Here is a 26101-nt window from a genome sequence, read left to right on the forward strand (position 1 = left end):
CATGACCACCGCGCAACGGGTGTGGATCTCCAAGCACGCCTACGACCGCCTGCAGAAGGAGCTGGCCGCGCTACGTGAGTCGCGCATCGACGCCGACACCGACGGCGGCAGCGCGGAAGCCCACGCCGACGAACAGCAGCGGCAGACGCGTATCCAGCAGATCCACGACCTGCTCACCGATGTCACCGTGGGACAGGATCCCCCCGACGACGGAATCGCCGAACCGGGCATGGCGCTGACCGTCCGATTCGACGACACCGGTTCGGTCGAGACGTTCCTGCTGGGGGTGCGCAGCGCCGAACACGGCGACATCGAGGTCTACTCCAATCAGGCACCGCTGGGCGCCGCCCTCGAAGGCGCCCGCCCCGGGGAGCGGCGCACCTATCGACTGCCCAACGGCACCGAAGTGACCGTCACATTGCTCAACGCGGTGCCCTACGGCATTCACATCGCAGCCGGAAAGGAAGAGAAGTGACCACACGACGCCGTATCGCGGTGCTACTCGGAAGCGTCCTCGCCGCCGTCGCGCTGGCCTTCACGCTCGTCCAACCGGCGCGCGCCCACACCACCCCGGTGGCGACCGAGGCGCCACCGAACCTGCCACCGCTGATCACCTACTACGGCGCGATCGCCTACAGCCACGACGGCTCCAACGGCACCGCACGCCGTCACCTGTCCAAACTCGGCGCGCAGCAGCAAGCTCTGGAACGGTGCGGGGCCGGCAACTGCACAGTGGTCAGCACCTTCACCCGCTGCGGCGCGGTGGCCCACGACGGCACCACGTATCACGGCGGCATCGGCCTCAACCGCCCTATGGCCGAAGCCCATGCTCTGGACCGGCTCGGGGGTGGCTGGGTCGTCGACTGGGCCTGTAACTAGACCCGGTCCCAGACCCGGTGTTCGCCGAGACTCTCGATGAGCGACTCGACCAGGGCCGCCGGGTCCGAGCCGGCGAACACCCCGGCCGCTTCGGTCGGAACCCCTGCCAGGGCAACCAGATCCGCGCCTTGCGGCAGCACCGCCAGCGCCTTCTGATGCCGATAGGCCTCGTCCACCATGATCCGCGCTTTCGCCAGGGTCGGTGATCCCGCGACGACGACGGCGTCGAACTCCACCGAACGCCCAGTGTCATAGGTGCGCGAAATGGGCACGCTGGGGCCGTCATGTTCGAGGGTCCCGCCGTGGGGGGCCACCACGAGCGGAATCAACTTCGCCGCGACGACGGCGCCCAGCGCTGCCGCGACCTCACCGATGTCAGAGTCTGCACCGGTGATGATGCCGATCTGGCGTCCTTGGACGGGCCAACGTTGACCGATCTGCGCCACCGCGGGACTGGTCAGCGCGGGCTCGACGGGCGCAGCCGTCGGGCCCGGCGCCTCGAGACCCAGACCGGCGGCGACCGTTTCGCACAGCTGCGCATCGACGTTCGCCAGTACCCCGAGGTAGCGCTGCTTGATCACCTTCTCGTAGCACTTGCCGAGTTCGAAGATGTACGCGTCGGCCACATGTTCCTGTTCGACCGGCGTCAGACTGCGGTAGAACATCGTGGCCTGGGTGAAGTGATCCTCGAACGACGCAGGGACGGCACGAGTCTTCGTCGACTCCGGGACAACGGTGGGCACATCTATCAGGGCGCCGCTCGTCACGCCGGCCAGGAACGGGCAGCCGCCGTCGAGCGAGTTGGGGCGGTAGGGCGCAACGCCGGGATGCACGCCGTCCTGATGGAATCCGTCCCGCAACATGTCGTTGACCGGCGCGTGCGGACGGTTGATCGGGATCTGGGCGAAATTGGGTCCCGCCAGCCTCGAAAGTTGGGTGTCGAGGTAGGAGAACAGCCTCGCCTGCAACAGCGGGTCGTCGGTGACATCGATGCCGGGCACCAGATGCCCCGGATGGAAGGCCACCTGCTCGGTCTCGGCGAAGAAGTTGGTCACGTTGCGGTTGAGCTCAAATGTGCCGATCACCTGCACCGGGGCCACTTCCTCCGGCACCAGCTTGGTCGCGTCGAGCAGATCGATGCCCTCGAACATCTGCTCGGGGTTGTCCGGGAACACCTGCACTCCGAGGTCCCACTCGGGATAGGCGCCCTTTTCGATGTTGTCGGCGAGGTCGCGGCGGTGGAAATCGGGGTCCACCCCGGCGGCGAGTTGGGCCTCTTCCCACATCAATGAATGCACACCCAGGCGCGGCTTCATATGGAACTTCACCAGTGACGTCCGGCCGTCTTCGGCTATCAGGCGGAAGGTGTTGACGCCGAAGCCCTCCATCATCCGGTACGAGCGCGGGATCGCGCGGTCAGACATCTGCCAGATGGTGTGATGGGTGGCTTCGGTATGCAGACCGACGAAGTCCCAGAAGGTGTCGTGCGCCGATTGTTCCTGCGGGATTCCCCGGTCCGGGTGGGGCTTGGCCGCGTGGATGATGTCGGGGAACTTGATCCCCTCCTGAATGAAGAACACCGGGATGTTGTTGCCGACCAGATCCCAGGTGCCCTCGCCGGTGTAGAACTTGATCGCGAACCCGCGGGTATCGCGCAGGGTGTCAGGTGCGCCGAGCGATCCGGTGACGGTGGAGAAGCGGATGAAGATATCGGTCTCGACGCCGGATTTGAGGAAGTGCGCTTTGCAAATCTGTTCGGCTGCGCCGTTGGCACGGAACACTCCGTGCGCGGCCGAGCCGCGCGCATGCACCACTCGTTCCGGGATGCGCTCGTGGTCGAAGTGCATGATCTTCTCGCGCAAATGGTGATCCTGCAGGAGCGTCGGCCCGCGTGGACCCGCCTTCAGCGCGTGATCGGTGTTGGACAACCGCGCCCCCTGGGCGGTGGTGAGGTACTCCCCTTGTTGTCCGCGCGCCGTCGGTGGGCCTGCCACAGGAGTGCCGGTGCCGGTGGCCAGCGTCGGCGAGGCCTGATCGGGCTTCGGCGGCAGCGGGTCGCGAGGGTCGGTCGGTTCGTCTAACGAGGGCTCCTGGGCACCGGGCGCGCCGGGTACATAGTCGGGCGGCTGCCCCGCCAAACCGGCGACCTCCTTGACCTTTTCTTTGACATCGTCGACGACGTCTTTGATGGTCTCCTTGGGTCCGCGATTGTCGGCCATCGTCACTCCTAGTCACTGCCCGGCATTCCGGTGAATGTCGCTATGGGCGGTGCAGATACCCGAAACTTCGGCCTGCAAACGGCTCCAGCGTCGCGGGTTGAAGACGGCCGGACTTCGTTCCCGATCGAACCTCCCGTCGCGCACCCGGAACTGGCGAATTAGTCTGCGCGCCAACAGCTCCCACGAAAAAGCCCGGCTCCACCGTGGGAGCCGGGCTTTCTCGTACCCAGGACTAGAAGTCCATACCGCCCATGCCACCGGTCGGGTCGCCCGCCGGGGCGGCCGCCTTCTCCGGCTTGTCGGCGACGACGGCCTCGGTGGTCAGGAACAGACCCGCGATGGACGCCGCGTTCTGCAGCGCCGAACGGGTCACCTTGACCGGGTCGGCGACGCCGGCCTTGAGCAGGTCCTCGTACTCACCGGTGGCGGCGTTCAGGCCGGTCCCGGCGTCCGAGTTGCGGACCTTCTCGGCCACCACACCGGGCTCCAGCCCGGAGTTGAAGGCGATCTGCTTCAGCGGAGCCTCGAGCGCGACGCGCACGATGTTGGCACCGGTCGCCTCGTCACCCTTGAGGTCCAGCTCGGCCAGGGCCGGAGCCGCCTGCAGCAGGGCCACGCCACCGCCGGCAACGATGCCCTCCTCGACGGCCGCCTTGGCGTTGCGGACGGCGTCCTCGATGCGGTGCTTGCGCTCCTTGAGCTCCACCTCGGTGGCAGCCCCGGCCTTGATCACCGCAACACCGCCGGCCAGCTTGGCCAGGCGCTCCTGCAGCTTCTCGCGGTCGTAGTCGGAGTCGCTGTTCTCGATCTCGGCGCGGATCTGGGCCACCCGGCCGGCGATGGCGTCGGAGTCACCGGCGCCCTCGACGATGGTGGTCTCGTCCTTGGTGATGACGACCTTGCGGGCCTTGCCCAGCAGCGAGATGTCGGCGTTCTCCAGGTTCAGCCCGACCTCTTCGCTGATGACCTGACCACCGGTGAGGATGGCCATGTCCTGCAGCATCGCCTTGCGGCGGTCACCGAAGCCCGGGGCCTTGACGGCGACGGACTTGAAGGTGCCGCGGATCTTGTTGACGACCAGGGTGGACAGCGCCTCGCCCTCGACGTCCTCGGCGATGATCAGCAGCGGCTTGCCGCCCTGGATCACCTTCTCCAGCAACGGCAGCAGGTCCTTGACGGTCGACACCTTGCTGGAAACCAGCAGGATGTACGGGTCCTCCAGGACCGCTTCCTGACGCTCGGCGTCAGTGACGAAGTAGCCCGAGATGTAGCCCTTGTCGAACCTCATGCCCTCGGTGAGCTCGAGCTGCAGGCCGAAGGTGTTGGACTCCTCGACGGTGATGACGCCCTCGTTACCGACCTTGTCCATCGCCTCGGCGATCAGGTCGCCGATCGACTGGTCGCCCGCGGAGATGCCCGCGGTGGCCGCGATCTGCTCCTTGGTCTCGACGTCCTTGGCCGAGTCGAGCAGGGTCTGGGTGACCTTCTCGACGGCCTTCTCGATGCCGCGCTTCAGACCCAGCGGGTTGGCTCCGGCGGCAACGTTGCGCAGACCCTCCTTGACCAGCGCCTGCGCCAGCACGGTGGCCGTGGTGGTGCCGTCACCGGCGACGTCGTCGGTCTTCTTGGCGACTTCCTTGACCAGCTCGGCGCCGATCTTCTCGTACGGGTCCTCCAGCTCGATCTCCTTGGCGATGGACACACCATCGTTGGTGATCGTGGGAGCGCCCCACTTCTTCTCCAGGACGACGTTGCGGCCCTTGGGGCCCAACGTCACCTTTACCGCGTCGGCGAGGCTGTTCAGGCCCCGCTCGAGGCCGCGACGGGCCTCTTCGTCATACGCAATTGTCTTGGCCATTGCGAAGTGATTCCTCCGGATTGGGGATGGCTACGTTCGGGCCGGGCGCAGTGCCCGCGACGGACGGCTGGGGTTGCTCCCCGCTGACGCGGACCCCTGGCCTCACCGTCCCGACCTAGCACTCGCCGGTCGCGAGTGCCAACGTCATTCTTAGCACTCGCCTATGCCGAGTGCAAGAAAATGACAGGCGGTCGCGTCTCGGACTCGATGTCGGTCTGGGTATGTTCGGGGCCATGGCTTCCGACGGCAACAACGACCGCAACTGGGCCGCCGCCGACATCCCCGACCAGACCGGGCGCACCGTCGTCGTCACCGGCGCCAATACCGGTCTGGGCTACCACACCGCCGCGGCACTCGCGTCCCGCGGCGCGCAAGTGGTGCTGGCAGTACGCAACCTGGAGAAGGGCAACGCCGCGCTGGCCGGCATCGTGGCCGGCAATCCTGGGGCGGACGTCACGCTGGCCGAACTCGACCTGGCCTCACTGGACTCGGTGCGCCGGTCCGCCGGGAAGTTGCGGGACAGCTACCCGCGGATCGACCTGCTGATCAACAACGCCGGGGTGATGTGGACACCCAAAGGAGTCACCGCCGACGGTTTCGAGCTGCAGTTCGGCACCAACCACCTCGGGCACTTCGCGTTCACCGGACTGCTGCTCGACCACCTGTTGTCGGTGCGCGGTTCCCGGGTGGTGACGGTCAGCAGCCTCGGTCACCGGATGCGGGCGGCGATCCATTTCGACGACCTGCAGTGGGAACGCAGCTACAGCCGCGTCGGCGCCTACGGACAGTCCAAGCTGGCCAACCTGCTGTTCACCTACGAACTGCAACGCCGGCTGGCCGCGGCGTCGGCGCCGACCGTGGCCGTCGCCGCGCACCCCGGCGGGTCGGCGACAGAGCTGGCCCGCAACGTCCCGTGGTATCTGCAGCCGCTGCTGGTCCTGGGTCCGGTGTTGTTCCAGAGCGCCGAGAACGGCGCACTGCCGACGCTGCGGGCCGCCACCGACCCGGCGGTCGAGGGTGGGCAGTACTACGGCCCGGCCGGCTTCGCCGAGCAGCGCGGCCACCCGAAGCTCGTCCAGTCCAGCGCCCAGTCCCACGACCAGGATCTGCAGCGCCGGCTCTGGGCGGTCTCCGAAGAGCTCACCGGTGTCACGTTCCCGGTCTGAAATGCGCTCGGTCACCGAACATCAACGCATCGTGGCGGAGCTGATCCGGCCCCGACCCGCGGTCTCGGTTCCGCTGGCCGACGCGCTGGGGCTGGTGCTGGCCGCCGACGTGGTGGCGCCGCTGTCGCTGCCGGTGTTCGACAACTCCGCCATGGACGGTTACGCGGTGCGGGCCGAAGACACTGCCACCGCGACATCTGAACATCCGGTGGCGCTGCCGGTCGCCGAGGACATCCCGGCCGGGCGCACCGACGCGTTGGTGCTGGGGCCCGGCACCGCGCACCGGATCATGACCGGGGCACCGCTGCCCGCCGGAGCGACGGGCATCGTGCCGGTCGAGGACACCGACGGCGGCGTCGCATCGGTGCAGATCCGGCGGCCCGCCACACCCGGCAGACACATCCGCCGCGCCGGCGAAGACGTCGCCGCCGGAACCACCGTGCTGCAGGCCGGCCAGGTGGTGACCCCGGCCGCGCTCGGTCTGGTGGCGGCGCTGGGACTGGCCGAAGTGACGGTGACGCCGCGGCAACGGGTGCTGGTGATCTCCACCGGGTCGGAGTTGGTGCCGCCCGGTGCTGCCCTGCAACCCGGACAGATCTACGAGTCGAACGCGGTCATGCTGGCCGCCGCCGTACGGGAGGCCGGCGCCGACGTGGTCAGCACCGAGACCGCCGGCGACGACGTCGCGCAGTTCAGTGCGGTGCTGGATCGCCACGCCGGGAACGCCGATCTGATCGTCACCAGCGGCGGTGTCAGCGCCGGCGCCTACGAGGTGGTCAAGGACGCGTTCGGGCGCGACGGCGACCAGGGTGTCGAGTTCGTCAAGGTGGCGATGCAGCCCGGCATGCCGCAGGGTGTCGGGCGGGTGGCCGGCACCACGATCGTCACGCTGCCCGGCAACCCGGTCAGCGCGCTGGTGTCGTTCGAGGTGTTCATCCGGCCGGCGTTGCGCGCGGCGACGGGCTTACCGTATCCGCTTCGCCCGCGCCGGGCCGCGGTCCTCACCGAGACCGTCACCTCACCGCGCGGCAAGCGGCAATTCCGGCGCGCGGTGCTGGAGGGCGCGCAGGTCACCAGTTACGGTCCGCCGGCCTCGCACCACCTGCGCTGGCTGGCCACGGCCAACGGCCTGCTGGACATCCCGGAGGACGTGGTGGAAGTGCCTGCCGGCACCGAAGTGCAGGTCTGGGATCTGAGCTAGGCCGTCGAGCCGACCGGGTCCCGGTGGAACTCGTCGGCGACCTGGAAGGCCGTGGTCCCGGCGATCGCCAGCGCGGCCACCGTCAGTACAACCGGAATGGTGACCAGCGCAGCCGACAACCCCCACCACTGCGCGAGATGCCCGATCAACGGCGGCCCCAGCAGGTTGCCCACCCACCCGGTCGCGGCCACCAGCGCGATCGCCGACCCGCCGTTGCCGGCCGAATAGGCCGCGCTCAACGCCGTCGGCACCAACAACGCCACCCCGGCACCCAGGCAGGCGAAGCCCAGCACGCTGACCACCGGGTCGGCCGTCGCCAGCGTCACGCACATGGCGAGCGCGGCGAACACGGCCAGCGCCGGCAGCAACCGGCGGGCCGGGAGCCGCGAATGCAACCGGAGGGCGCCCAACCGCATCACCACCATTGCCAACGTGTAGGCCGCGTAGCTCAGCGCCGACAAGCCGGGACCGGCGCCGACGACGTCGTGCAAGTAGTTGGCCGACCAGTCGGTGGCGGCGCCCTCGCACAGGAAGGACGCGAACGCCACCGCCGCGAGCAGCGCCACGGTCTTGGTGAGCCGTGCCCGGCGGGGTTGCTGGTCGTCCTGGCAGGCCACGACGGCCGCGTCGGGGAAGAGGCGACGCGTGAACGGTCCCACCACCAGCAGCACGGCCAGTCCCAGCACGATCAGCTGCGGACCCAAACCGATACCGGCGCTGACGCAGAACGCGCCGATCACCGCTCCCAGCAGCGCGCCGACACTCCACATGCCGTGGAAGCGGGACATGATCGGCGCGCGCGCCACCCGCTCCACCGTCCCGGCCTGGGTGTTCATTGCGACGTCCAGCCCGCCCTGGAAGGTCCCCCACAGCGCCAGCGTCACGAACAACCACGGCCCGGACGTCGCCAGCCCCACCGTCATACCGGCCAGCGCGTAGCCGACCACCATCACCGGCACCAGTCGCTGGCTGCCCCACCGGGGCAATGCCCAATGGCTGAACACCGTGGCCAGCACCGAACCCAGCGGCGCACCGAACAGGGCCGTGCCCAGCGCCGCGTCGGAGAGCCCCAGATCATGCTTGACCTGCGGGATGTGCGCAGCCCACGACGAGAACACCACAGCGTGCGCGATGAACGTTGCGGTGACACCGACCTTCGCGCGGTGCAATCGGGACGCGCGCGGATCATCCGTCGAAATCAGGGGGACTCCTCGAAGAAGGCTCGTGAATTCAAAGCGTTCCCGTTCCGGAGCCAAACGAACCGCGATGCCCGCGCGCCCTTCCGTAAGATGACCCGCGTGGCAAGACGCCCTGGCTCCGCCGACGGTCCCGCACACCTGCTCGAGTTGGTGCGCGACACCATTCCGCCGATCCACCCCGCCGGGCTGCCGTTCGTCGCGACCGGGCTGGCCGTGGCGGCGTCCGGATACCGGCACCGGTGGCTGCGCCGCACGGGGCTGCTGGCGGCCGGGGCCTGCGCGGGCTTCTTCCGGCACCCGTCCCGGGTGCCACCGACTCGGGACGGTGTCGTCGTCGCACCCGCCGACGGCACGGTCGCCCTGGTCGAACACGCCCTCCCGCCCGCCGAACTGAGCATGGGTGACACGCCGCTGCCGCGGGTCAGCATCTTCCTGTCCATCCTGGACGTGCACGTGCAACGCGTCCCGATCAGCGGTGAGGTGATCGCCGTCCAGCACCGCCCCGGACAGTTCCTGTCCGCGGATCTGCCCGAGGCCAGCGAGGCCAACGAACGCACCAGCGTGCGGATCCGCACGGCCGAGGGCGCCGAGATCGTGGTGGTGCAGATCGCCGGGCTGGTCGCGCGGCGCATCGTGTGCAACGCCCACGTCGGCGACAAACTCGATATCGGTGAGACCTACGGGCTCATCCGGTTCGGCTCGCGGCTGGACACCTATCTGCCGCCGGGCGCCGAACCGCTGGTGCAGGTCGGCCAGCGCGCCACCGGCGGCGAGACCGTGCTGGCTGTGCTGGCATGATCAAGCCCCGCGTCCGGCGCAGCGAAGCCCTGCATCTGCTGCCCAGCGCGATGACGGTGCTGTCCATCTGCGCGGGCCTGACCTCCATCAAGTTCGCCCTCGACGACAACCCGATACCGGCGATGGCCCTCATCGCGGTGGCCGCCATCCTCGACGCCCTGGACGGCCGGGTGGCCCGCATCCTGGACGCCCAGTCGCGGATGGGTGCGGAGATCGATTCGCTGGCCGACGCGGTGAACTTCGGGGTGGCGCCCGCGCTGGTGGTCTACGTGACGCTGTTGGAGAAGTCACCGCTGGGGTGGCCGGTGGTGCTGCTCTACGCCGTGTGCGTGGTGCTGCGCCTGGCCCGCTACAACGCGCAGTTGGACGACGGCACCCTGCCGCCCTATGCGAAGGAGTTCTTCGTCGGGATGCCCGCGCCGGCGGGCGCGGTGTCCATGATCGGCACCATCGGCCTCAAACTGCAGTTCGGGCACGACGGTTGGTGGAGCAACCAGTATGTGCTGGCCACCTGGATCACCGGGACTTCGCTGCTGATGGTCAGCGCGATCCCGATGAAGAAGGTGCACACCTTTGCCGTACCGCCCAACCTGGCGGTGCTGGTGCTGGCCGTGGTAGCGCTCGTCGCGGCGGCCGCGGTGGTGGTCCCCTACATCCTGATCTGGGTGATCATCATCTCCTACGTGTGCCACATCCCGTTCGCGGTGCGCAGCAAACGCTGGCTGGCCGAACACCCCGAGGTGTGGGACGACAAGCCCAAGCAGTGGCGCGCGGCGCAACGCGCGACCCGGCGGGCGCAGCCGAACCGGCGGTCGATGGCGCGACTCGGGTTGCGCAAGCCGGGTCGGTGACGTGAGCCGCACCAACCAGCTCGCCCTGACGGCGCGGCTGAACACCGCCGCCGTCGATTCGCGACGCGGCGTGATCCGGTTGCATCCGAGCGCGATCGCGGCCCTGGGCATCCGGGAATGGGATGCGGTGGCGCTCACCGGGTCTCGGACCACTGCGGCGGTCGCCGGGATGGCCGCCGGCGACACCCCCGTCGGCACCGTGTTCCTCGACGACGTCACGCTGTCCAACGCCGGCCTGCGCGAGGGCACCGAGGTCATCGTCGCCCCGGTCACCGTTTACGGCGCGCGGACCGTGACGCTGAGCGGTTCGACCCTGGCCACCCAGTCGTTGTCGTCGGCGACGCTGCGCCAAGCCCTGCTGGGCAAGGTGATGACGGTCGGGGACGCGGTATCGCTGTTGCCGCGGGACCTGGGCCCGGGCACCTCGACCTCGGCGGCCACCCAGGCACTGGCCTCCTCGGTCGGGATCAGCTGGACCTCCGAGCTGCTGACCGTCACCGGCGTCGACCCGGACGGGCCGGTCAGCGTCCAGCCCAACACGTTGGTCACCTGGGGGACGCTGCAGGCGCACCGCGCATCGGGGGTCGAGCCTGCCACGGTGGTCGGCCCGGAGATCCAGGTCGAGGAGCTCAAGGGCGCCCAGCCCCAGGCCGCGAAGCTGACCGAATGGCTCAAATTGGCCCTCGACGAGCCGCACCTGCTCAAGACCCTGGGCGCGGGCACCAATCTGGGTGTGCTGGTGTCCGGACCGGCCGGCGTGGGCAAGGTGACGCTGGTGCGCGCGGTGTGCGCCGGCCGGCGACTGGTGGAAGTGGACGGCCCGGAGGTCGGCGCCCTGGCGGCCCAGGACCGGTTGCAGTCGGTCGCTGCGGCGGTGACGGCCGTGCGCGACGGCGGCGGCGTGCTGCTGATCACCGACGTCGATGCGTTGCTGCCGGAGACGGCCGAGCCGGTGGCTGCGCTGATCCTGGCCGAGCTGCGCACCGCGGTGGCCACCGACGGCGTCGCGTTGATCGCCACCTCCGCGCGCCCCGACCAGGTGGACCCGCGGCTGCGCTCGCCGGAACTGTGCGACCGCGAGCTGAGTCTGCCGCTGCCCGACACCGGCACCCGCAAAGCACTGCTGGAAGCACTGCTCAAAGAGGTGCCCACCGGCGACCTCGACTGTGACGAGATCGCCAGCCGCACACCGGGTTTCGTGGTCGCCGACCTGGCCGCACTGACGCGTGAGGCGGCACTGCGGGCGGCGGCGCGGGCCAGCGCCGACGGTGCGCCACCGAAGCTGAGCCAGCAGGACCTGCTCGGGGCGCTGACCGTCATCCGCCCGCTGTCCCGCTCGGCAAGCGAGGAAGTGAGCGTCGGCAGCGTGACGCTCGCCGACGTGGGCGACATGGCGGAGGCCAAGCAGGCATTGACCGAAGCGGTGCTGTGGCCGTTGCAGCACCCGGACACCTTTGCCCGGCTGGGCGTGGACCCGCCGCGCGGGGTGTTGCTGTACGGTCCCCCGGGTTGCGGCAAGACGTTCGTGGTGCGCGCGCTGGCCAGCACCGGCCAGCTCAGCGTGCACGCGGTCAAGGGGTCCGAGCTGATGGACAAATGGGTGGGGTCGTCGGAGAAGGCGGTCCGCGAATTGTTCCGTAAGGCAAGGGATTCCGCGCCGTCGCTGGTGTTCCTCGACGAGGTGGACGCGCTGGCACCGCGGCGCGGTCAGAGCTTCGACTCCGGCGTCACCGACCGGGTGGTGGCCGCGCTGCTGACCGAGCTGGACGGCATCGACCCGTTGCGCGACGTCGTCGTGCTGGGCGCGACCAATCGGCCGGACCTGATCGACCCGGCTTTGCTGCGCCCCGGGCGGCTGGAGCGGCGGGTGTTCGTCGAACCGCCCGACGCCGAGGCCCGCCGCGAAATCCTGCGCACCGCAGGCAAATCGGTTCCGCTGAGCTCCGACGTCGACCTGGACGCGGTGGCCGCCGAACTGGACGGGTACAGCGCCGCCGACTGCGTGGCCCTGTTGCGCGAAGCCGCTCTGACCGCGATGCGGCGCTCCATCGACGCCGCCGACGTCACCGCCGCCGACCTGGCCGCCGCGCGCGAAAATGTGCGTCCGTCGCTGGATCCGCTGCAGGTGGAGTCGCTGCGCGCGTTCGCCGAGACCGGCTAGCCCGATTTCGCGCCGTCACTCCGACAGCTGGAACTCGATCATCGCGGTCACCGAGTCCACCGCTTCCAGCAGCGCGGCCAACCGATCGGCGCCCGAGGGCGCGGCCAACACCGCGTACCGGTCGGCCGGACCCATCGGGACGCGAGCCGCCAACGCGTACAACAGCTTTGCGTTGTCTCGTGGCGCGTCGCCGGGGTAGTCGAACAGCTCGTCGCGGTCCGGCACCTGCACTCCCCGCGCCGCGGCCACCCGATCGAACAGCGCCAGCACCCGGTCCTCGATGTCCCGGACCTGCGCGGCGGTCACCGGCAGCCCCGGTTCGTCCGGCCAAACCTCTACGCGGGCACGGGGATACGGATCATCGGGCAGCCACTCGCGCACCCGGATCCGTTCCCCGATCCGGCAGCGCAATGCGTACCGGCCCGAACCGCCGGCCACGTAATCGGTGATCCTGGCCAGGGTCCCGATGTCGCTGCGCGCATCGCCGCCACCGACCTCGCGGCCGCGGGAGATCAGCACCACGCCGAAGCGGGGATTCTCACTTTCCATGCAGTCGCGTACCAGCGCGGAGTATCTCGGCTCGAAGATGCGCAGCGGCAGGATCTCGTCGGGTAGCAAGGCCGACTCGAGCGGAAACATCGGCATCTCGACCGGCTCACGATCCATCGCGCCTCACCCCCACCTCAGCATAGGCCGACGCCGTTCCCGGTCGCCCAACGTGTAACGACTGTCAAAATCAGGCCGAAATTTCGCAGCAGCAACACGCTCGGCGAACGTGCCAGCCCCGAGCGGCCACCGCCTGAGACTAGATCTCCAGTTCCGCCACCAGGGCGTCGACCACCGAGCGCAGGTCACCGTCGTGCTCTTCGGCCACCCGCCGCTGTCGCTGATACGACGCGCCGAGGCGCGGAATGTCGGCCACCGCGGCCAACTCTTCGGTGCAACGCAGTGACCTGGCGATCGGTTCGAGACGGGTCAGCACGTCGTCGAGGTCTTCGGTGACCAGCCGTTCGTTGCTGTCGGCATCCAGGATGATCACCGCGTCCAGACCGTAACGGGCCGCGCGCCACTTGTTCTCCTGGACGTGCCAGGGCGGCATGCTCGCCAACGGCTCGTCGGCCTCCAGGCGGCGGTCCAGGTCGACGATCAGGCAGTGCGTCAGCGCGACCAGTGCGCCCAACTCGCGCAGGTTGGACACGCCGTCGCAGATGCGCACCTCGATGGTCCCCAGGTGCGGGGAAGGCCTTATGTCCCAACGGACTTCGTCGACGTGGTCGATGATGCCGGTCTTCTTCTGGTCGTAGACGAAGCCTTCGAACTCTTTCCAAGTCTGGAATTGGAACGGCAACCCCGCGGTCGGCAACTGCTGGAACATCATCGACCGGTTGCTCGCGTACCCGGTGTCCACGCCGCCCCACCACGGCGACGACGCCGACAACGCCAACAGATGCGGGTACTGGTTGAGCAGCGACGAGATGATCGGCATCACCTTGTTCGGCGACGAAATCCCCACGTGCACATGCACACCCCAGATCAGCATCTGCCGCCCCCACCATTGGGTGCGCTTGATCAGCTCGGCGTAACGCGGTGCGTCGGTGAGCTTCTGACTCGACCACTGCGCGAAAGGATGGGTGCCCGCGCAGAACAACTCCATCCCGCGGTCCCGCACGATGCGCCGCGCCGGACCCAGCGTCTCGCGCAGATCCTGCATTGCCGCGGGGGCGTTTTCACAGATGCCGCTGACGATCTCGACGGTGTTGCGCAGCAATTCCTTGTGCACACGCGGGTTTTCGCCGATTTCGGCGATCACCGCGGTGGCCTCGTTGCTCAGATCCCGGGTCTCGGCGTCGACGAGGGCGAACTCCCATTCCACGCCCACCGTGGGCCGGGGCGAACGGGCGAAGTCGATCCGGTTGCGCGCCCGGCTGCGAGGCAGGCTAGCCGGCTCCGATGACACCGCACGCAACCCGCTTGCCGGCGTCACCGGTTTTCATCGTGGTCTCGTCGGGACCCGGTTGGCCGTTGACCTGGTAGCGGTTCGGGATGTTCATGAAGTTGTCCGGACCCTCGTGGATGATGATCGACGTCTTGCTGCCGGCGAGCAGGTCGTCCATGGTGAAGCCGTCCGTCGTGGTCACCAGCATCGCCGCGCCGTTCTTGCGCACCTGTAACGACGTCAGGTCCCCGCTGGCGTGGCCGGTCGAGCCGGGCGCCGAAAAGTGCCCGCCGGCAGACATGAAGTCGCCGGTTTCCCCGCCGTCGGGGGCTTGCGAATTCGCCTCGCACTTGCCGACTTTGTGGATGTGCATGCCATGAAAGCCCGGTGCGAGTCCGCTGCTGCTGGTGGCCGTGACCGTCACGGTCGCATACCCGTTGGCGAAGTCGAATTTAGCGGTGGCGATCTCCGCGCCGGTGGGGCCTTTGAGCACGGTGGTGATGGTCTGCCCGGACGGCGGCGCCTCAGAGGTGGCCGGCGCCGACTCGGCATGCCCGGAGGTCGACGGCGCGGGGGATCCGGTCCAGACCGACGGGGTGGTACCGGGTGTCGTCGACGGTTGCTGGGGCGACGAGCACGCGCTTACCAGCGCGACGCAAGCGGCCGCGGACAGGACTGACATGGCGACTGTGGGACCGGCGAGCTTAGGCATAGCCGTGAGCCTAGCCTGGCAATGATCCGAACTCAGCCTCAACCCGTCACCAAAACGATGACGCCCGGCGGCAGCTCGGAAAGTTCGGGCGTGCGCTTTTCCACCGGCGCCTCCAACTTCTTGCCCACGGCGTCGGCGGTCGCTTTTTCGCTCTCTTCGCCGTAATAGACGGTCGTCACTGCGACATCGGCGGCGGTGAAGTTGGTGACGTCGGCCACTTTGAAACCGGCCGCTTTGAGCTCATCCCCCGTCCGTGCGGCGACGCCCTCCTTGCCCGAGATGTTGTACACCCGCACCTCGGCGTCGTTGGCGGCCGGCTTCGCGCTGGTCGACGACGGCGCCACGGGGCTGGACATGGTGGTGACCGACGACGACTCCTCCTCGGCCTTGCCCGACGAGTCCAGAGCCTGCCAACCGAGCAACAGGAAGATGACACCCAGGAAGAGCAACACCATCACCATGGCCCGCAGGGGAAGCCCCGAAGAGTCGGGTACGCGCTCGTTCATCGAAGCCACTGTAACCAGCGGACGGCCAGGAACCGCAAAACGGTCAGGTCACCTCGAAGCCCAGCCGCCGCGCGGCCCGGGCCTTCTGACGGCTGGCGCGCAACCGCCGCAACCGCTTCACCAACATCGGGTCGGCGGCCAGCGCTTCGGGCCGGTCCACCAGCGCGTTGAGCACCTGGTAGTAGCGCGTCGCCGACATCGAGAACAGCTCTCTGATGGCGTCTTCCTTCACCCCGGCGAACTTCCACCACTGACGCTCGAAAGCCAAGATGTCGTGCTCGCGCCGGGTCAGCCCGTCGGCGATCTCCGAGTCGTCCCCCGCTCGATGTGCCCGCGCCATGGCGCTGTCCATATTGCTTCCCCTGGACCCTTCCGGCGAATGCTCGATTGCTCGAATGACTTTGACCTACATAGGGGCAATGTCGTGCGCGAATATTGAACCACGCCGCAAAGTGTTGCGCCGGAATCCACACCCGCGCGTCGGCCGAATTGCTGCGGATCGACAGGTCCCGATGCTGGTCACACCCTGTGACGGAGTCGACAGGGCGCAGACCCGTGGCAGAATCGCCCCCCTTCTCCTCGGCCCGTTCCGGGCCGCATCGTCGGCGGGCCTAAGCTAGCCGACCATGGCAGTCGTACCCATTCGCATCGTGGGAGATCCGGTCCTGCACAATCCGACGACGCCAATTCCGGTCGGACCCGACGGATCGCTGCCGGCCGAGCTGCCCGAACTGATCAAGACCATGTACGAGACGATGGACGCCGCTCACGGTGTCGGGCTGGCCGCCAATCAGATCGGCCACGGACTGCGGGTCTTCGTCTACGACTGTTCTGATGACCGTGGGCTGACCCAGCGCCGGCGTGGGGTGATCGTGAACCCGGTGCTGGAGACCTCGGAGATTCCCGAGACGATGCCGTCGGCCGGCCACGACGACGACGAAGGTTGTCTCTCGGTGCCGGGTGAGTCCTTCCCGACCGGACGCGCGGACTGGGCACGGGTCACCGGTCTGGACGGCGAGGGCAAACCGGTCAGCGTCGAGGGCACCGGATTGTTCGCGCGGATGCTGCAGCACGAGACCGGGCATCTGGACGGATTCCTCTACCTGGACCGCCTCGTCGGCCGGCACGCACGGGCCGCCAAACGCGCGGTCAAATCGCACGGTTGGGGGGTGCCGGGATTGTCGTGGCTGCCCGGCGAGGGGCCCGACCCGTTCGGTCACTGATGGTGTCGTGGCCGGGCCTGGGAACACGGGTGGCGCTTCGCTACCGTCGGTCACCCGGATCGGTCCCGCCGCTGACCGACGCCATCGGGCACCTGGTGGCGGTCGACCCGACGTTGCGGTTGCGCACCAAAACCGGTGCGCTGGTCGAGGTCTCACCCGACGACGTGGTGGCGATGCGGGTACTGACCGACGCCCCGGTGCGCACCGCCGACATCCGCGCGCTGGAACGTACCGCTGCCGCGGAGCGGCCCGGCGCCGAGCAGACCTGGCTGGACGGCTGGCTGCTGCGCGCCGGCGACGGGATCGATCTGGCGACCAACTCTGCGGCACCCCTTGATATTTCGGCACACGAGAACACCATCCCCGAGATCCTCGAGTGGTACCGCCGCCGGCGGCTCACCCCGCGACTGGCCATCGCCGACCGGTTGCTGTCACCGCCGCCGGGCTGGGTCACCGAACGCACCGAACAGATCCTGGTCCGGGCCGAGGACCGGGCCTACCGGTGCGTGCCGGACAGTGAACCGACCGCACCGGCCGAAGCACAGGGTTTCCGGCTGCACCACCGTCGTCGATACTTCCGCCCAGCCCAGAACTAGGAGACCTGCCATGCCGAACGGCACCACTGCGCGACTGCGCCTGGCCACCTGGAACGTCAACTCCATTCGCTCCCGGCTGGATCGGGTCCTCGACTGGCTGGCCCGCGCCGAGGTCGACGTGCTGGCCATGCAGGAGACCAAGTGCTCGGACACCCAGTTTCCGGCGCTGCCGTTCTACGAGATCGGTTACGAGGTGGCGCATGTCGGCTTCAACCAGTGGAACGGCGTGGCGATCGTGTCGCGGGTCGGGCTGGAAGACGTGCAGGTCGGCTTCGAGGGCCAGCCCAGCTGGAGCAGCAAGCCCGACGTGGCCGCAGCAGCGGAAGCTCGCGCCATCGGCGCCACGTGCGGCGGCGTGCGGGTGTGGAGCCTGTACGTCCCCAACGGCCGTACCCTGCACGACCCGCACTACACCTACAAGTTGGATTGGCTTGCCGCGCTGCGCAATACGGCCGAAGGTTGGCTGCGAGACGAACCGTCCGCGCCGATCGCCCTGGTCGGTGACTGGAACATCGCACCCACCGACGAGGACGTGTGGAGCACCGATTTCTACCGGGGCTGCACGCACGTCTCCGAGCCCGAGCGCAACGCGTTCGACGCCATCGTCGACGCCCAATTCACCGATGTGGTAAGGCCTTTCACCCCTGGGCCGGGGGTCTACACGTACTGGGACTACACGCAGTTGCGGTTCCCGAAGAAGCAGGGCATGCGCATCGACTTCATCCTGGGCTCCCCGGCACTGGCTGAGCGGGTGGTGGACGCACAGATCGTCCGCGAAGAGCGCAAGGGCAAGGCCCCCAGCGACCACGCGCCGGTGCTCGTCGACCTACGCCGGTGAGCGGCGCAGCCTCCAAGATTGCTGTGAATTCCATTGCTGATTCTGGTGAACTACGCGGGCGCGGGGTATACACACTTCAACAGCCGAGCCAGGGAGTCATCATGGGTGTCGTCGACGGAGCTTTCCGCACTGTGGGTCGATCGGTGAGTCGCGCCGCGTCCGCGACCACGGCCGCCGCCGGCGCCGTCGGCGGAGCGGCGGTCAACGGCATCGTCGGCGGGGTCAAGGGAGCCGCCGACGGGATTCAGCAAGGCATCAGCGCCGGCAGCAAGTCGACACCCGCGGCCGCGCTGGCCCTCGGTGCCATCGGCGCCGCGGGTCTGGTCGAATGGCCGATCCTGTTGGCGATCGGGGGCGGGGCACTGTTGCTGCGCAAGCTCGGCGACGCACCCGAGCAGCCGGTGGTGCCGACGCCGGCGAAGCTCGCCTCGGTGCCCGACGAGCCGCCGGAAAAGCCGGCGAAGTCGACGCCCAAGGCGCCGGCGAAGACGGCGCGGAAGGCCCCGGTCAAGAAGGCGGCCGGCCGGCGTGCCGGCAGCACCAACCTGCGCAGCACTAATTGATTCGGCTGTCGTCAGCCGGTCGCCCAGGTGCCGGATGATGAAAAATCGTGATCGGCGTTCGGGTCCGCTGCCACCCGCAACTCGTTGCGCGAGGCATTCACCGACAACTGGCGAGGAGCTCGATGCCGATCGACAACTTCCAGCACCCCGGCCCGCCACAACAGCGCGTACAGCTCTGTCAACGGTCCGCGCAGCAACCGGCCGAACGACGAAGCTAACGGGTCGCGCAAGACATCTGTCGTCGTCATAATCCCGACGGTGACCGCACGATCGGGCTCAACGGCAAACCTTCAGTTACCGAAAGGCAAATGATGGCCGAAAAGAGAGATCGCCGCGCTACCTCGCAGCGCGAGGCGGTGGCGCAGATCCGGCAGGGGCAGACGTTCGCCGTCAACCTACCGGTGGTGGGCAGGCTGCAGATCCCGCCGCCCGAACAGCTGGCGTATTACGGCGGTATCGCCGCGCTGGCGGCCTTCGAACTGATCGAGTGGCCGGTCGCGCTGGTGATCACCGCCGGACACCTATTAGCCAGCAATCACCACAATCAGCTCCTCCAGGAACTAGGCGAGGCACTCGAGGACGCCTGACGCGTTTGTCGGATATTGGGGCCGATGCCCCATGCGCCGCTATGGGTTCGGCAGCGACGATTTCCGCACCGTAATCGGTGAGGAGTTCCCAGATGTCGTTTGTGATCGCCGCTCCCGAGATGCTTTCGGCGGCAGCCTCAGACTTCGCAGGTATCGGCGCGGCGCTAAGCGAAGCCAACGCAGTCGCGGCGGCACGCACCACAGCGGTGCTGGCCGCCGGCGCCGACGAGGTGTCGGCGGTCATCGCGGCACTGTTCGGCGACTACGCCCAGCAATACCAGGCGCTCAGCGCGCAGGTCGCGGTGTTCCACGAGCAGTTCGTCGCCACGTTGAGCACAGGCGCCGCAGCGTATGCAAGCGCCGAGGCCGCCAACGTCCAGCAGGCAATCCTGGGCGCGATCAACGCCCCAACGCTGGCGCTGTTCGGGCGCCCACTGATCGGCGACGGCGCTAACGCCGCTACTCCTGGTGCGGCGGGGGCGCCGGGTGGTTTTCTGCTGGGCAACGGCGGCAGCGGCGCGGCGGGCACTGCGGTCGGCCAGGCCGGTGGCGCCGGCGGGGCGGCCGGACTGATCGGCAACGGCGGAACCGGCGCCCTCGGCGGACCCGGTGGGACTGGGGGCCAAGGCGGTGCCGGCGGCTGGCTGTTCGGCAACGGCGGTCAAGGCGGCAACGGTGGCACGGCCGCATTTCCCGGCAGCCCCGGCGGGCTTGGTGGCAACGGCGGCAACGCCGGACTGTGGGGCGCGGGCGGTTCCGCCGGCGCCGGCGGAACGGGCGGCTTCTTGCCGACCGGTGGTGGATCGGGAGGCTCCGGCGGCAACGGAGGAACCGGCGGACTGCTGTATGGCAACGGCGGGGCCGGCGGCACCGGTGGAACTGGTGGCGGGGGCAATACCGCAGGTCCCGGCGGGTTCGGCGGTCTGGGCGGCGACGCCCGATTATTCGGCAACGGTGGAGCGGGTGGCACTGGCGGAAACGCGGCCGGGCCGAGCAGTGTCGGCAACAGCGGTGGCGGTGGCGGGACGGCCGGCAACGCCGGTTTCTTCTTCGGCGACGGCGGCGTCGGTGGATCCGGGGGTTTGGGCAGCGTCGCCACTGCGACCGTCGGCGGAAACGGCGGCGCCGGCGCATTCGGCGGCGTGAGCGGACTGGTTGGTAACGGCGGCGCCGGTGGAAACGGCGGCGACGGCGGCGCCGGCGTGCAGCGCGGCGGCTCGGGCGGCGTGGGCGGATATGGCGGCGACGCCAAATTGATCGGCGGCGGCGGGGCCGGCGGCGACGGCGGATTCAGCGCTCCCGGTGGCTTCCTTGGCGGCACCGGTGGTGCCGGCGGCACCGGTGGCCATAGCGGAGCGATCTGGGGCAGCGGCGGGGCCGGCGGTGCGGGCAGGCCTGGCGGCACGGGCGGGGCGTTGGGTGGTGGCGACGGTGGGGACGGCGGCGACGGCGGCAATGCGGTGGGGCTGTTCGGCAACGGCGGCGACGGCGGGGCAGGCGGTGCCGCCGGCAACACCGTGGGCGCTAATGTCCCCGACCCAGGCACCGGCGGTGCCGGCGGCACCCGCGGAACCGTGCTCGGCGCTCCGGGTGCCGACGGTCCGAACGGCTGACATCGCTGCACGCCGGCCCCGCGCTGCGCTAGCGTGGGAGACGCCCATCAAATCCACGCGGGAGCGCGAACCCGACGCGCTGAGAGGACGGCTGGGGCCGTCGACCGTACGAACCTGACCGGGTAATGCCGGCGTAGGGAGATGCACCATGACCGAACTTCTTTCCAAGACCGTCGACCCGTCTGTGACCACCGGCCCCATCGCCGGCAGCAGCAAGACCTACCGCGAAGTGGACGGGGTCCCTGGAGCCCGGGTGCCGTTCCGCCGCGTGCACCTGTCCACCGGAGACCATTTCGACCTCTACGACACCTCCGGGCCGTACACCGACACCAACGCCGTGATCGACCTGACCGCCGGCCTGCCGCCGCGGCCCGGGGTGATCCGCGACCGCGGCACCCAGCTGCAGCGTGCCCGGGCCGGCGAGATCACCGCCGAGATGGCGTTCATCGCGGTCCGCGAAGGCATGCCCGCCGAACTGGTGCGTGACGAGGTCGCCCGCGGCCGGGCGATCATCCCGGCCAACCACAACCATCCCGAGAGCGAGCCGATGATCATCGGCAAGGCGTTCGCGGTGAAGGTCAACGCGAACATCGGCAACTCGGCGGTGACGTCCTCGATCGCCGAGGAGGTCGACAAGATGGTGTGGGCCACACGCTGGGGCGCGGACACCATCATGGACCTGTCCACCGGCAAGAACATCCACGAGACCCGCGAGTGGATCATGCGCAACTCGCCGGTCCCGGTCGGCACCGTGCCCATCTACCAGGCGCTGGAGAAGGTCAAGGGCGACCCGACCGAACTGACCTGGGAGCTGTACCGCGACACCGTGATCGAGCAGTGCGAGCAGGGCGTGGACTACATGACCGTGCACGCCGGGGTGCTGCTGCGCTACGTCCCGCTGACCGCCAAGCGGGTCACCGGCATCGTGTCCCGCGGCGGGTCGATCATGGCCGCCTGGTGCCTGGCGCACCACCAGGAGTCGTTCCTGTACACCAACTTCGAGGAACTCTGCGACATCCTGGCGCAGTACGACGTCACCTTCTCCCTCGGCGACGGGCTGCGGCCCGGCTCCATCGCCGACGCCAACGACGCCGCCCAGTTCGCCGAGTTGCGCACCCTGGGTGAGTTGACCAAGATCGCCAAATCCCATGGCGTGCAGGTGATGATCGAAGGGCCCGGGCACGTGCCGATGCACAAGATCGTGGAAAACGTCCGGCTGGAAGAGGAATGGTGCGAGGAGGCGCCGTTCTACACGCTGGGGCCGCTGGCCACCGACATCGCTCCCGCCTACGACCACATCACCTCGGCGATCGGCGCGGCCATCATCGCCCAGGCCGGCACCGCGATGCTGTGCTACGTCACCCCCAAGGAGCACCTCGGCCTGCCCGACCGCAAGGACGTCAAGGACGGGGTGATCGCCTACAAGATCGCCGCGCACGCGGGCGACCTGGCCAAGGGCCACCCGCACGCGCAGGAACGCGACAACGCCTTGAGCACAGCACGTTTCGAGTTCCGCTGGAACGACCAGTTCGCGCTGTCGCTGGATCCCGACACCGCGCGGGAGTACCACGACGAGACGCTGCCCGCCGAGCCCGCCAAGACCGCGCACTTCTGCTCCATGTGCGGGCCGAAGTTCTGCTCGATGCGGATCACCCAGGACGTGCGCGACTTCGCCGCCAAGCACGGTCTGGAGACCGAGGAGGACGTCGAGGCCATGCTGGCCGCCGGGATGGAGGAGAAGTCCCGCGAGTTCGCCGACCACGGCAACCGGGTTTATCTCCCGCTGACGCCCACCCAGTGACCTTCCTGCCGGTTCCGGCGCCGGGCACGACGCCGCTGCGGGTACTGACCATCGCCGGGTCCGACTCCGGAGGCGGCGCGGGCATCCAGGCCGACATGCGCACCATGGCCCTACTAGGCGTGCATGCCTGCGTGGCCGTCACCGCGGTCACCGTGCAGAACACCTTGGGAGTCAAGAGCTTTCACGAAGTTCCGCCGGACGTGGTGGCGGGACAGATCGAGGCGGTGGTCGACGACATCGGTGTCCAGGCCGCCAAGACCGGAATGCTGGCGTCGTCGTCGATCATCGAGGCGGTGACCACCACCTGGCGCCGGGTCGAACCGGCGGTGCCGCTGGTAGTCGACCCGGTGTGCGCCTCCATGCACGGCGACCCGCTGCTGGCCCGAGAAGCACTGGATTCGCTTCGCACCCAACTGTTTCCGTTAGCCACCCTGGTGACGCCCAACCTCGACGAGGTGAAGCTGCTGGTCGACATCGAGGTCGTCGACCAGCAGACGCAACACGCGGCGGCCAAGGCTCTGCATGCATTGGGACCGCAGTGGGTGCTGGTCAAGGGTGGGCACTTGCGGTCCTCGGAGCGTAGTTGCGACCTGCTCTATGACGGCGCGGACTGCTACGAATTCGACGCCCCGCGACTGCCGACCGGCAACGACCACGGCGGCGGTGACACGCTGGCCTCGGCGGTGGCGTGCGCGCTGGCCCACGGCCGCACCGTGCCCGATGCGGTCGCTTTCGGAAAAAGCTGGGTGACAGAGTGTTTGCGCGCGGCCTATCCGCTGGGCGGTGGGCACGGGCCCGTCTCGCCCCTGTTCCGGCTGAGCTGATGAACCTCGACCGGATCGCCGGTATCGCCCACGAATCCGACGGCACCCCGTGCGGCGTCGTCGTGCTCACCCACGGTGCCGGCGGAAGCCGGGAATCCCCACTGCTGCAACGGGTCTGCGACGAGTGGGCGCAGCGTGGCTGGCTGGCGGTGCGCTACAACCTGCCCTATCGCCGGCGTCGCCCCAAGGGCCCGCCTTCGGGTTCCGCGGCCACCGATCAGGCCGGGATCGCCGAGGCGATCGAGGTGTGCCGGGGCCTGGCCGACGGGCCGCTGATCGCCGGCGGCCATTCGTACGGCGGCCGGCAGACGTCCATGGTGGTGGCCGGACCGGCGGCGCCGGACACGAAGGTAGACGTGCTGACCCTGTTCTCCTATCCGGTGCATCCGCCGGGCAAACCGGAACGCATGCACACCGAGCACCTGCCGGACATCGCGGTGCCGACGGTGTTCACCCACGGCACCTCGGATCCGTTCGGCACGATCGCCGAATTGCGGCATGCCGCAGCGCTGATCCCCGCCGCGACCGAGATCGTCGAGATCACCGGCGCGCGCCACGACCTGGCGTCGAAGACTCTCGACGTCGCCGCTCTAGCGGTTGCCGCGGCGCTTCGGCTTCTGGATCTCAGCGGGGCCCAAAAAGGGTGACTTCCATCAACTTTCGCACGCAGGCCTGCAGGTAGGCGGACTCTTCGGCACGGATGCCGGCCGGCACCATGCGGCCCAGGTCGACCGTCAGCGCCATCGCGGCGTGCACCAGGAACCGCGCCCGTATCGCGGGAAGCGACGGCCGGGCGGCGGTGAGCAGCCGTACCCACGAATCGATGGTCGAGAGTTGCACGTTGTGCAGCAGCAGTTGGTCTGCCGGGGTCAGGTTGACCCGCTCGGTGTAGTACACCTCGGCCAGCTCCGGGTTGGCGAACGACGTCGCCACGTAGGCATCGATCAGCAACGTTAAAGCCTGGCTGGGCTCGGTGAGAGCGCCCAGCACCGGTGCCAGCTGCGCCGAGACCCGGTCGGCCGCGCGACGCAAGCCGGTCGCCAGGATCTCGCACTTGCCGGAGAAATACCGGTAGATCCCCGACACCGGAATCCCTGCGGCCGAGGCGATCTGCGCCATGCTGGTGTCGGTGTATCCCCGGTCTTTGAACAACGCCATCGACGCGTGCAACAACGCCTCGTAGACACCGGCGTCCGCGGCGAAGATCCGCCAGGACGCCGGGCGGGGAAAGACATCGCCGGGCTGCGGGAGGTCCGCGGCCAGCACCGCCGCCGCCGCCGCGCCCAGCACTTCGCGAATGTCGGCGGGCGACATCCGGGCGCGGTGATCGACGATGCTGCCGATCACGCTGAGCGCGCCGGCCGACAGCATCCACCGCTGCCGGGCGGCCAGCCCAGGCCGAACCGCCATGAGCGGCCGCTGAATTCGGCGATTCACCATCTTGAGTTGCTCGGCCAGCGCGGTTTGATCTTCGGCCCTCAGATACCGCGCCTGCCACCGGTAGAGCCCACCGGAGTCACGGTTGTCCAGGGCGGTGTCGATGAGCGCAGCGACGATCTGGTCCAGGTCGGGCTCGTCGTCGAACTCGGTGCAGTCGACGAGTACCTGACTCAGGGCCAGCACCGCACCCCGGAACAGGTCGTACTTGCCCGAGTAGTGGCGATACAGTGCCGGTGCGGACACTCCCACTCTGCCCGCGATGGTCTCCATGCTCACCGCGTGATAACCCTGGGCGCTGAACGCCTCGGCGGCCGCCCGGGCTATCTGGGCCTTGCGATCCTTGGGCCGTCGGCGAATCGTCGGCTCAGCACTGGGAACCGACGCCACCTCCCTCACCGACCTACTGTAGCCCCGGTCGTAACCTCCGAAACCCCGTCGCTACTACCGCACCCGCGGAACCTCCATTAACATAGTGTGAGTTCGAGGGGTGGTCCGATGGGTGGCGGGGCATAGTGTTGGACAGAATTCGCCGGGTGCTCAGCATTGAGCTCTCCGTCGCCCAGCTGCTTGCCCTCGGGATCATGATCGGCACGCCATATTTGTTGGTGGGCACGGTCTGGTCGATGACGCACACCGACCACCTGCGTGAGCTGCAAGGTGCGGACCTGGCCGTTTCGTTCTTGGGGTCGATCGTGTCGTGGCCCGTCCTGTTGTTCTCCAACGTCTGCATGACCTGACCGCGAAAGACCGCACCGCCTAATTAACATCGTCTGGAGAAATTGTGAGCCACCGTCAGCGCTACCTCGCAATCGCCGGCCTGCTGCTGGTACTCGCCGGATTCGCCGCCTTGTGGTTTCCGGTCTACCTGGACCAATACGACCTGTACGGCATCAGGATCAGCTGCGGCAACGGCATCGGTGTCGAGCAGTCGCAGATCTCCCATGACGCGAACGCCTCGACGGCCGGGTGTGGCAACGCGCTGCTGATCCGGCGGGCATGGGCCATCCCGATCCTCGTCATCGGGTGGTCCCTGATCGGCTGGGTCGCGGTGCTGTGGATGCGCAGTGATCCGACGGTGAGCGACGAACCCGAGCATCTGCTGCCGCATCCCGAGATCGGGTGGTCCTAGC

At 68.7% G+C, this 26101-nt stretch carries 27 protein-coding genes, 1 pseudogene and 1 riboswitch; of the genes and pseudogenes, 18 read left to right on the forward strand and 10 right to left on the reverse strand.

Features of this window, described 5'->3' with window-relative positions:
• Position 1 precedes the first annotated feature (1 nt).
• Together AC5Y46_RS17680 and AC5Y46_RS17685 are read left to right on the forward strand one after the other, a co-directional pair.
• Entirely contained in the window at positions 2 to 475 is a 474-nt protein-coding gene (locus AC5Y46_RS17680; protein WP_499992410.1) for a GreA/GreB family elongation factor, read from the forward strand.
• Positions 472 to 879 carry a DUF4189 domain-containing protein gene (locus AC5Y46_RS17685; RefSeq protein WP_499944694.1) on the forward strand — a complete coding sequence of 136 codons (408 nt, stop codon included), beginning with the start codon at positions 472 to 474 and terminating at the stop codon, positions 877 to 879. Before AC5Y46_RS17680 ends, AC5Y46_RS17685 begins: the two co-directional genes overlap by 4 nt.
• On the opposite strand, the gene AC5Y46_RS17690 is transcribed toward AC5Y46_RS17685, so the two are convergent.
• Together AC5Y46_RS17690 and groL are read right to left on the reverse strand one after the other, a co-directional pair.
• The gene (locus AC5Y46_RS17690) at positions 876 to 3098 is read right to left on the reverse strand and encodes a catalase (RefSeq protein WP_499992411.1); all 2223 of its coding nucleotides are present in this window, start codon (positions 3096 to 3098) and stop codon (positions 876 to 878) included. The genes AC5Y46_RS17685 and AC5Y46_RS17690 overlap by 4 nt on opposite strands.
• Before the next feature lie 232 nt (positions 3099 to 3330).
• Positions 3331 to 4956, reverse strand: coding sequence for a chaperonin GroEL (gene groL, locus AC5Y46_RS17695; protein WP_499944692.1), 1626 nt, complete (start codon positions 4954 to 4956; stop codon positions 3331 to 3333).
• Between the two features lie 233 nt (positions 4957 to 5189).
• Between groL and AC5Y46_RS17700 the strand changes: the two genes are divergently transcribed.
• On the forward strand, positions 5190 to 6122 hold the full coding sequence (locus AC5Y46_RS17700; RefSeq protein WP_499992412.1) for an SDR family NAD(P)-dependent oxidoreductase: 933 nt from the start codon (positions 5190 to 5192) through the stop codon (positions 6120 to 6122).
• A 1-nt stretch (position 6123) separates the two neighbouring features.
• On the forward strand, positions 6124 to 7323 hold the full coding sequence (gene moeA / locus AC5Y46_RS17705; RefSeq protein WP_499992413.1) for a molybdopterin molybdotransferase MoeA: 1200 nt from the start codon (positions 6124 to 6126) through the stop codon (positions 7321 to 7323).
• On the opposite strand, the gene AC5Y46_RS17710 is transcribed toward moeA, so the two are convergent.
• A complete protein-coding gene (locus AC5Y46_RS17710; RefSeq protein ID WP_499992414.1) occupies positions 7320 to 8492 on the reverse strand; it encodes an MFS transporter in 1173 nt (390 codons plus the stop codon). The two genes, moeA and AC5Y46_RS17710, sit on opposite strands and share 4 nt — an antisense overlap.
• Before the next feature lie 129 nt (positions 8493 to 8621).
• Between AC5Y46_RS17710 and AC5Y46_RS17715 the strand changes: the two genes are divergently transcribed.
• The 3 genes from AC5Y46_RS17715 to AC5Y46_RS17725 are packed head-to-tail and all read left to right on the forward strand — an operon-like array spanning position 8622 to position 12332.
• The gene (locus AC5Y46_RS17715) at positions 8622 to 9320 is read left to right on the forward strand and encodes a phosphatidylserine decarboxylase (RefSeq protein WP_499992415.1); all 699 of its coding nucleotides are present in this window, start codon (positions 8622 to 8624) and stop codon (positions 9318 to 9320) included.
• Positions 9317 to 10171 carry a CDP-diacylglycerol--serine O-phosphatidyltransferase gene (pssA, locus tag AC5Y46_RS17720; RefSeq protein ID WP_499992416.1) on the forward strand — a complete coding sequence of 285 codons (855 nt, stop codon included), beginning with the start codon at positions 9317 to 9319 and terminating at the stop codon, positions 10169 to 10171. The genes AC5Y46_RS17715 and pssA overlap by 4 nt, the downstream gene beginning before the upstream one ends.
• A 1-nt stretch (position 10172) precedes the next feature.
• On the forward strand, positions 10173 to 12332 hold the full coding sequence (locus tag AC5Y46_RS17725; RefSeq protein ID WP_499992417.1) for an AAA family ATPase: 2160 nt from the start codon (positions 10173 to 10175) through the stop codon (positions 12330 to 12332).
• Positions 12333 to 12347: 15 nt separating this feature from the next.
• Here the strand turns inward: AC5Y46_RS17725 and AC5Y46_RS17730 are convergent, their stop codons facing one another.
• The 5 genes from AC5Y46_RS17730 to napA all read right to left on the reverse strand — a co-directional run bounded on the left by AC5Y46_RS17730 (position 12348) and on the right by napA (position 15838).
• Entirely contained in the window at positions 12348 to 12998 is a 651-nt protein-coding gene (locus AC5Y46_RS17730) for an LON peptidase substrate-binding domain-containing protein (protein WP_499992418.1), read from the reverse strand.
• A 139-nt stretch (positions 12999 to 13137) separates the two neighbouring features.
• Positions 13138 to 14268 (reverse strand): glutamate--cysteine ligase, encoded by a 1131-nt coding sequence (locus AC5Y46_RS17735; RefSeq protein ID WP_499944777.1) that lies wholly within the window; start codon positions 14266 to 14268, stop codon positions 13138 to 13140.
• A 1-nt stretch (position 14269) separates the two neighbouring features.
• Complete coding sequence (gene sodC, locus AC5Y46_RS17740; protein WP_499944684.1) at positions 14270 to 14980, reverse strand: superoxide dismutase[Cu-Zn]; 711 nt, start codon at positions 14978 to 14980, stop codon at positions 14270 to 14272.
• Positions 14981 to 15018: 38 nt separating this feature from the next.
• A complete protein-coding gene (locus AC5Y46_RS17745; RefSeq protein ID WP_499992419.1) occupies positions 15019 to 15486 on the reverse strand; it encodes a LytR C-terminal domain-containing protein in 468 nt (155 codons plus the stop codon).
• Between the two features lie 43 nt (positions 15487 to 15529).
• The gene (gene napA / locus AC5Y46_RS17750) at positions 15530 to 15838 is read right to left on the reverse strand and encodes a nucleoid-associated protein NapA (RefSeq protein WP_499944682.1); all 309 of its coding nucleotides are present in this window, start codon (positions 15836 to 15838) and stop codon (positions 15530 to 15532) included.
• Positions 15839 to 16112: 274 nt separating this feature from the next.
• On the opposite strand from napA, the gene AC5Y46_RS17755 reads away from it, so the two are divergent.
• The 4 genes and pseudogenes from AC5Y46_RS17755 to AC5Y46_RS17770 all read left to right on the forward strand — a co-directional run bounded on the left by AC5Y46_RS17755 (position 16113) and on the right by AC5Y46_RS17770 (position 18706).
• On the forward strand, positions 16113 to 16709 hold the full coding sequence (locus AC5Y46_RS17755; RefSeq protein ID WP_499992420.1) for a peptide deformylase: 597 nt from the start codon (positions 16113 to 16115) through the stop codon (positions 16707 to 16709).
• Positions 16709 to 17278, forward strand: a pseudogene (locus tag AC5Y46_RS17760) (GNAT family N-acetyltransferase, cg3035/Rv0428c family); the annotation flags it as partial. The gene AC5Y46_RS17755 and the pseudogene AC5Y46_RS17760, both read left to right, overlap by 1 nt.
• A 61-nt stretch (positions 17279 to 17339) precedes the next feature.
• Positions 17340 to 18143 carry an exodeoxyribonuclease III gene (locus AC5Y46_RS17765; RefSeq protein WP_499992427.1) on the forward strand — a complete coding sequence of 268 codons (804 nt, stop codon included), beginning with the start codon at positions 17340 to 17342 and terminating at the stop codon, positions 18141 to 18143.
• 101 nt (positions 18144 to 18244) lie between these two features.
• Positions 18245 to 18706, forward strand: coding sequence for a hypothetical protein (locus AC5Y46_RS17770; protein WP_499992421.1), 462 nt, complete (start codon positions 18245 to 18247; stop codon positions 18704 to 18706).
• Between the two features lie 11 nt (positions 18707 to 18717).
• Here the strand turns inward: AC5Y46_RS17770 and AC5Y46_RS17775 are convergent, their stop codons facing one another.
• Positions 18718 to 18954: an Rv1535 domain-containing protein gene (locus AC5Y46_RS17775; protein ID WP_499992422.1), complete on the reverse strand. Its 237-nt coding sequence runs from the start codon at positions 18952 to 18954 to the stop codon at positions 18718 to 18720.
• A gap of 60 nt (positions 18955 to 19014) precedes the next feature.
• Here AC5Y46_RS17775 and AC5Y46_RS17780 point away from each other — a divergent pair, with 60 nt between their 5' ends.
• The 5 genes from AC5Y46_RS17780 to AC5Y46_RS17800 all read left to right on the forward strand — a co-directional run bounded on the left by AC5Y46_RS17780 (position 19015) and on the right by AC5Y46_RS17800 (position 24178).
• On the forward strand, positions 19015 to 19293 hold the full coding sequence (locus AC5Y46_RS17780; RefSeq protein ID WP_499944678.1) for a hypothetical protein: 279 nt from the start codon (positions 19015 to 19017) through the stop codon (positions 19291 to 19293).
• A 92-nt stretch (positions 19294 to 19385) separates the two neighbouring features.
• The gene (locus tag AC5Y46_RS17785; protein ID WP_499992423.1) at positions 19386 to 20906 is read left to right on the forward strand and encodes a PE family protein; all 1521 of its coding nucleotides are present in this window, start codon (positions 19386 to 19388) and stop codon (positions 20904 to 20906) included.
• A gap of 47 nt (positions 20907 to 20953) precedes the next feature.
• Positions 20954 to 21064: riboswitch (TPP riboswitch) on the forward strand.
• Positions 21055 to 22707 carry a phosphomethylpyrimidine synthase ThiC gene (gene thiC, locus AC5Y46_RS17790; RefSeq protein ID WP_499944675.1) on the forward strand — a complete coding sequence of 551 codons (1653 nt, stop codon included), beginning with the start codon at positions 21055 to 21057 and terminating at the stop codon, positions 22705 to 22707. It overlaps the preceding riboswitch by 10 nt.
• Positions 22704 to 23531: a bifunctional hydroxymethylpyrimidine kinase/phosphomethylpyrimidine kinase gene (gene thiD / locus AC5Y46_RS17795; protein WP_499944674.1), complete on the forward strand. Its 828-nt coding sequence runs from the start codon at positions 22704 to 22706 to the stop codon at positions 23529 to 23531. The genes thiC and thiD overlap by 4 nt, the downstream gene beginning before the upstream one ends.
• A complete protein-coding gene (locus tag AC5Y46_RS17800) occupies positions 23531 to 24178 on the forward strand; it encodes an alpha/beta hydrolase family protein (RefSeq protein ID WP_499944673.1) in 648 nt (215 codons plus the stop codon). Before thiD ends, AC5Y46_RS17800 begins: the two co-directional genes overlap by 1 nt.
• Here the strand turns inward: AC5Y46_RS17800 and AC5Y46_RS17805 are convergent.
• Positions 24156 to 25328: a TetR/AcrR family transcriptional regulator gene (locus AC5Y46_RS17805; protein ID WP_499944775.1), complete on the reverse strand. Its 1173-nt coding sequence runs from the start codon at positions 25326 to 25328 to the stop codon at positions 24156 to 24158. The two genes, AC5Y46_RS17800 and AC5Y46_RS17805, sit on opposite strands and share 23 nt — an antisense overlap.
• Before the next feature lie 155 nt (positions 25329 to 25483).
• On the opposite strand from AC5Y46_RS17805, the gene AC5Y46_RS17810 reads away from it, so the two are divergent.
• Entirely contained in the window at positions 25484 to 25708 is a 225-nt protein-coding gene (locus AC5Y46_RS17810) for a hypothetical protein (protein ID WP_499944672.1), read from the forward strand.
• 44 nt (positions 25709 to 25752) lie between these two features.
• Complete coding sequence (locus AC5Y46_RS17815) at positions 25753 to 26100, forward strand: hypothetical protein (protein WP_499944671.1); 348 nt, start codon at positions 25753 to 25755, stop codon at positions 26098 to 26100.
• Position 26101: the final 1 nt, after the last annotated feature.

It is taken from the genome of Mycobacterium sp. NGS59 (assembly GCF_059812345.1).

Coding starts and splice junctions, on each gene's coding strand:
- AC5Y46_RS17680 (WP_499992410.1), top strand. CDS start 2: ATGACCACCGCGCAACGGGTGTGGATCTCCAAGCACGCCTACGACCGC.
- AC5Y46_RS17690 (WP_499992411.1), bottom strand. CDS start 3,098: ATGGCCGACAATCGCGGACCCAAGGAGACCATCAAAGACGTCGTCGAC.
- groL (WP_499944692.1), bottom strand. CDS start 4,956: ATGGCCAAGACAATTGCGTATGACGAAGAGGCCCGTCGCGGCCTCGAG.
- AC5Y46_RS17700 (WP_499992412.1), top strand. CDS start 5,190: ATGGCTTCCGACGGCAACAACGACCGCAACTGGGCCGCCGCCGACATC.
- moeA (WP_499992413.1), top strand. CDS start 6,124: ATGCGCTCGGTCACCGAACATCAACGCATCGTGGCGGAGCTGATCCGG.
- pssA (WP_499992416.1), top strand. CDS start 9,317: ATGATCAAGCCCCGCGTCCGGCGCAGCGAAGCCCTGCATCTGCTGCCC.
- AC5Y46_RS17730 (WP_499992418.1), bottom strand. CDS start 12,998: ATGGATCGTGAGCCGGTCGAGATGCCGATGTTTCCGCTCGAGTCGGCC.
- sodC (WP_499944684.1), bottom strand. CDS start 14,980: ATGCCTAAGCTCGCCGGTCCCACAGTCGCCATGTCAGTCCTGTCCGCG.
- AC5Y46_RS17745 (WP_499992419.1), bottom strand. CDS start 15,486: ATGAACGAGCGCGTACCCGACTCTTCGGGGCTTCCCCTGCGGGCCATG.
- napA (WP_499944682.1), bottom strand. CDS start 15,838: ATGGACAGCGCCATGGCGCGGGCACATCGAGCGGGGGACGACTCGGAG.
- AC5Y46_RS17755 (WP_499992420.1), top strand. CDS start 16,113: ATGGCAGTCGTACCCATTCGCATCGTGGGAGATCCGGTCCTGCACAAT.
- AC5Y46_RS17770 (WP_499992421.1), top strand. CDS start 18,245: ATGGGTGTCGTCGACGGAGCTTTCCGCACTGTGGGTCGATCGGTGAGT.
- AC5Y46_RS17775 (WP_499992422.1), bottom strand. CDS start 18,954: ATGACGACGACAGATGTCTTGCGCGACCCGTTAGCTTCGTCGTTCGGC.
- AC5Y46_RS17780 (WP_499944678.1), top strand. CDS start 19,015: ATGATGGCCGAAAAGAGAGATCGCCGCGCTACCTCGCAGCGCGAGGCG.
- AC5Y46_RS17785 (WP_499992423.1), top strand. CDS start 19,386: ATGTCGTTTGTGATCGCCGCTCCCGAGATGCTTTCGGCGGCAGCCTCA.
- thiC (WP_499944675.1), top strand. CDS start 21,055: ATGACCGAACTTCTTTCCAAGACCGTCGACCCGTCTGTGACCACCGGC.
- AC5Y46_RS17800 (WP_499944673.1), top strand. CDS start 23,531: ATGAACCTCGACCGGATCGCCGGTATCGCCCACGAATCCGACGGCACC.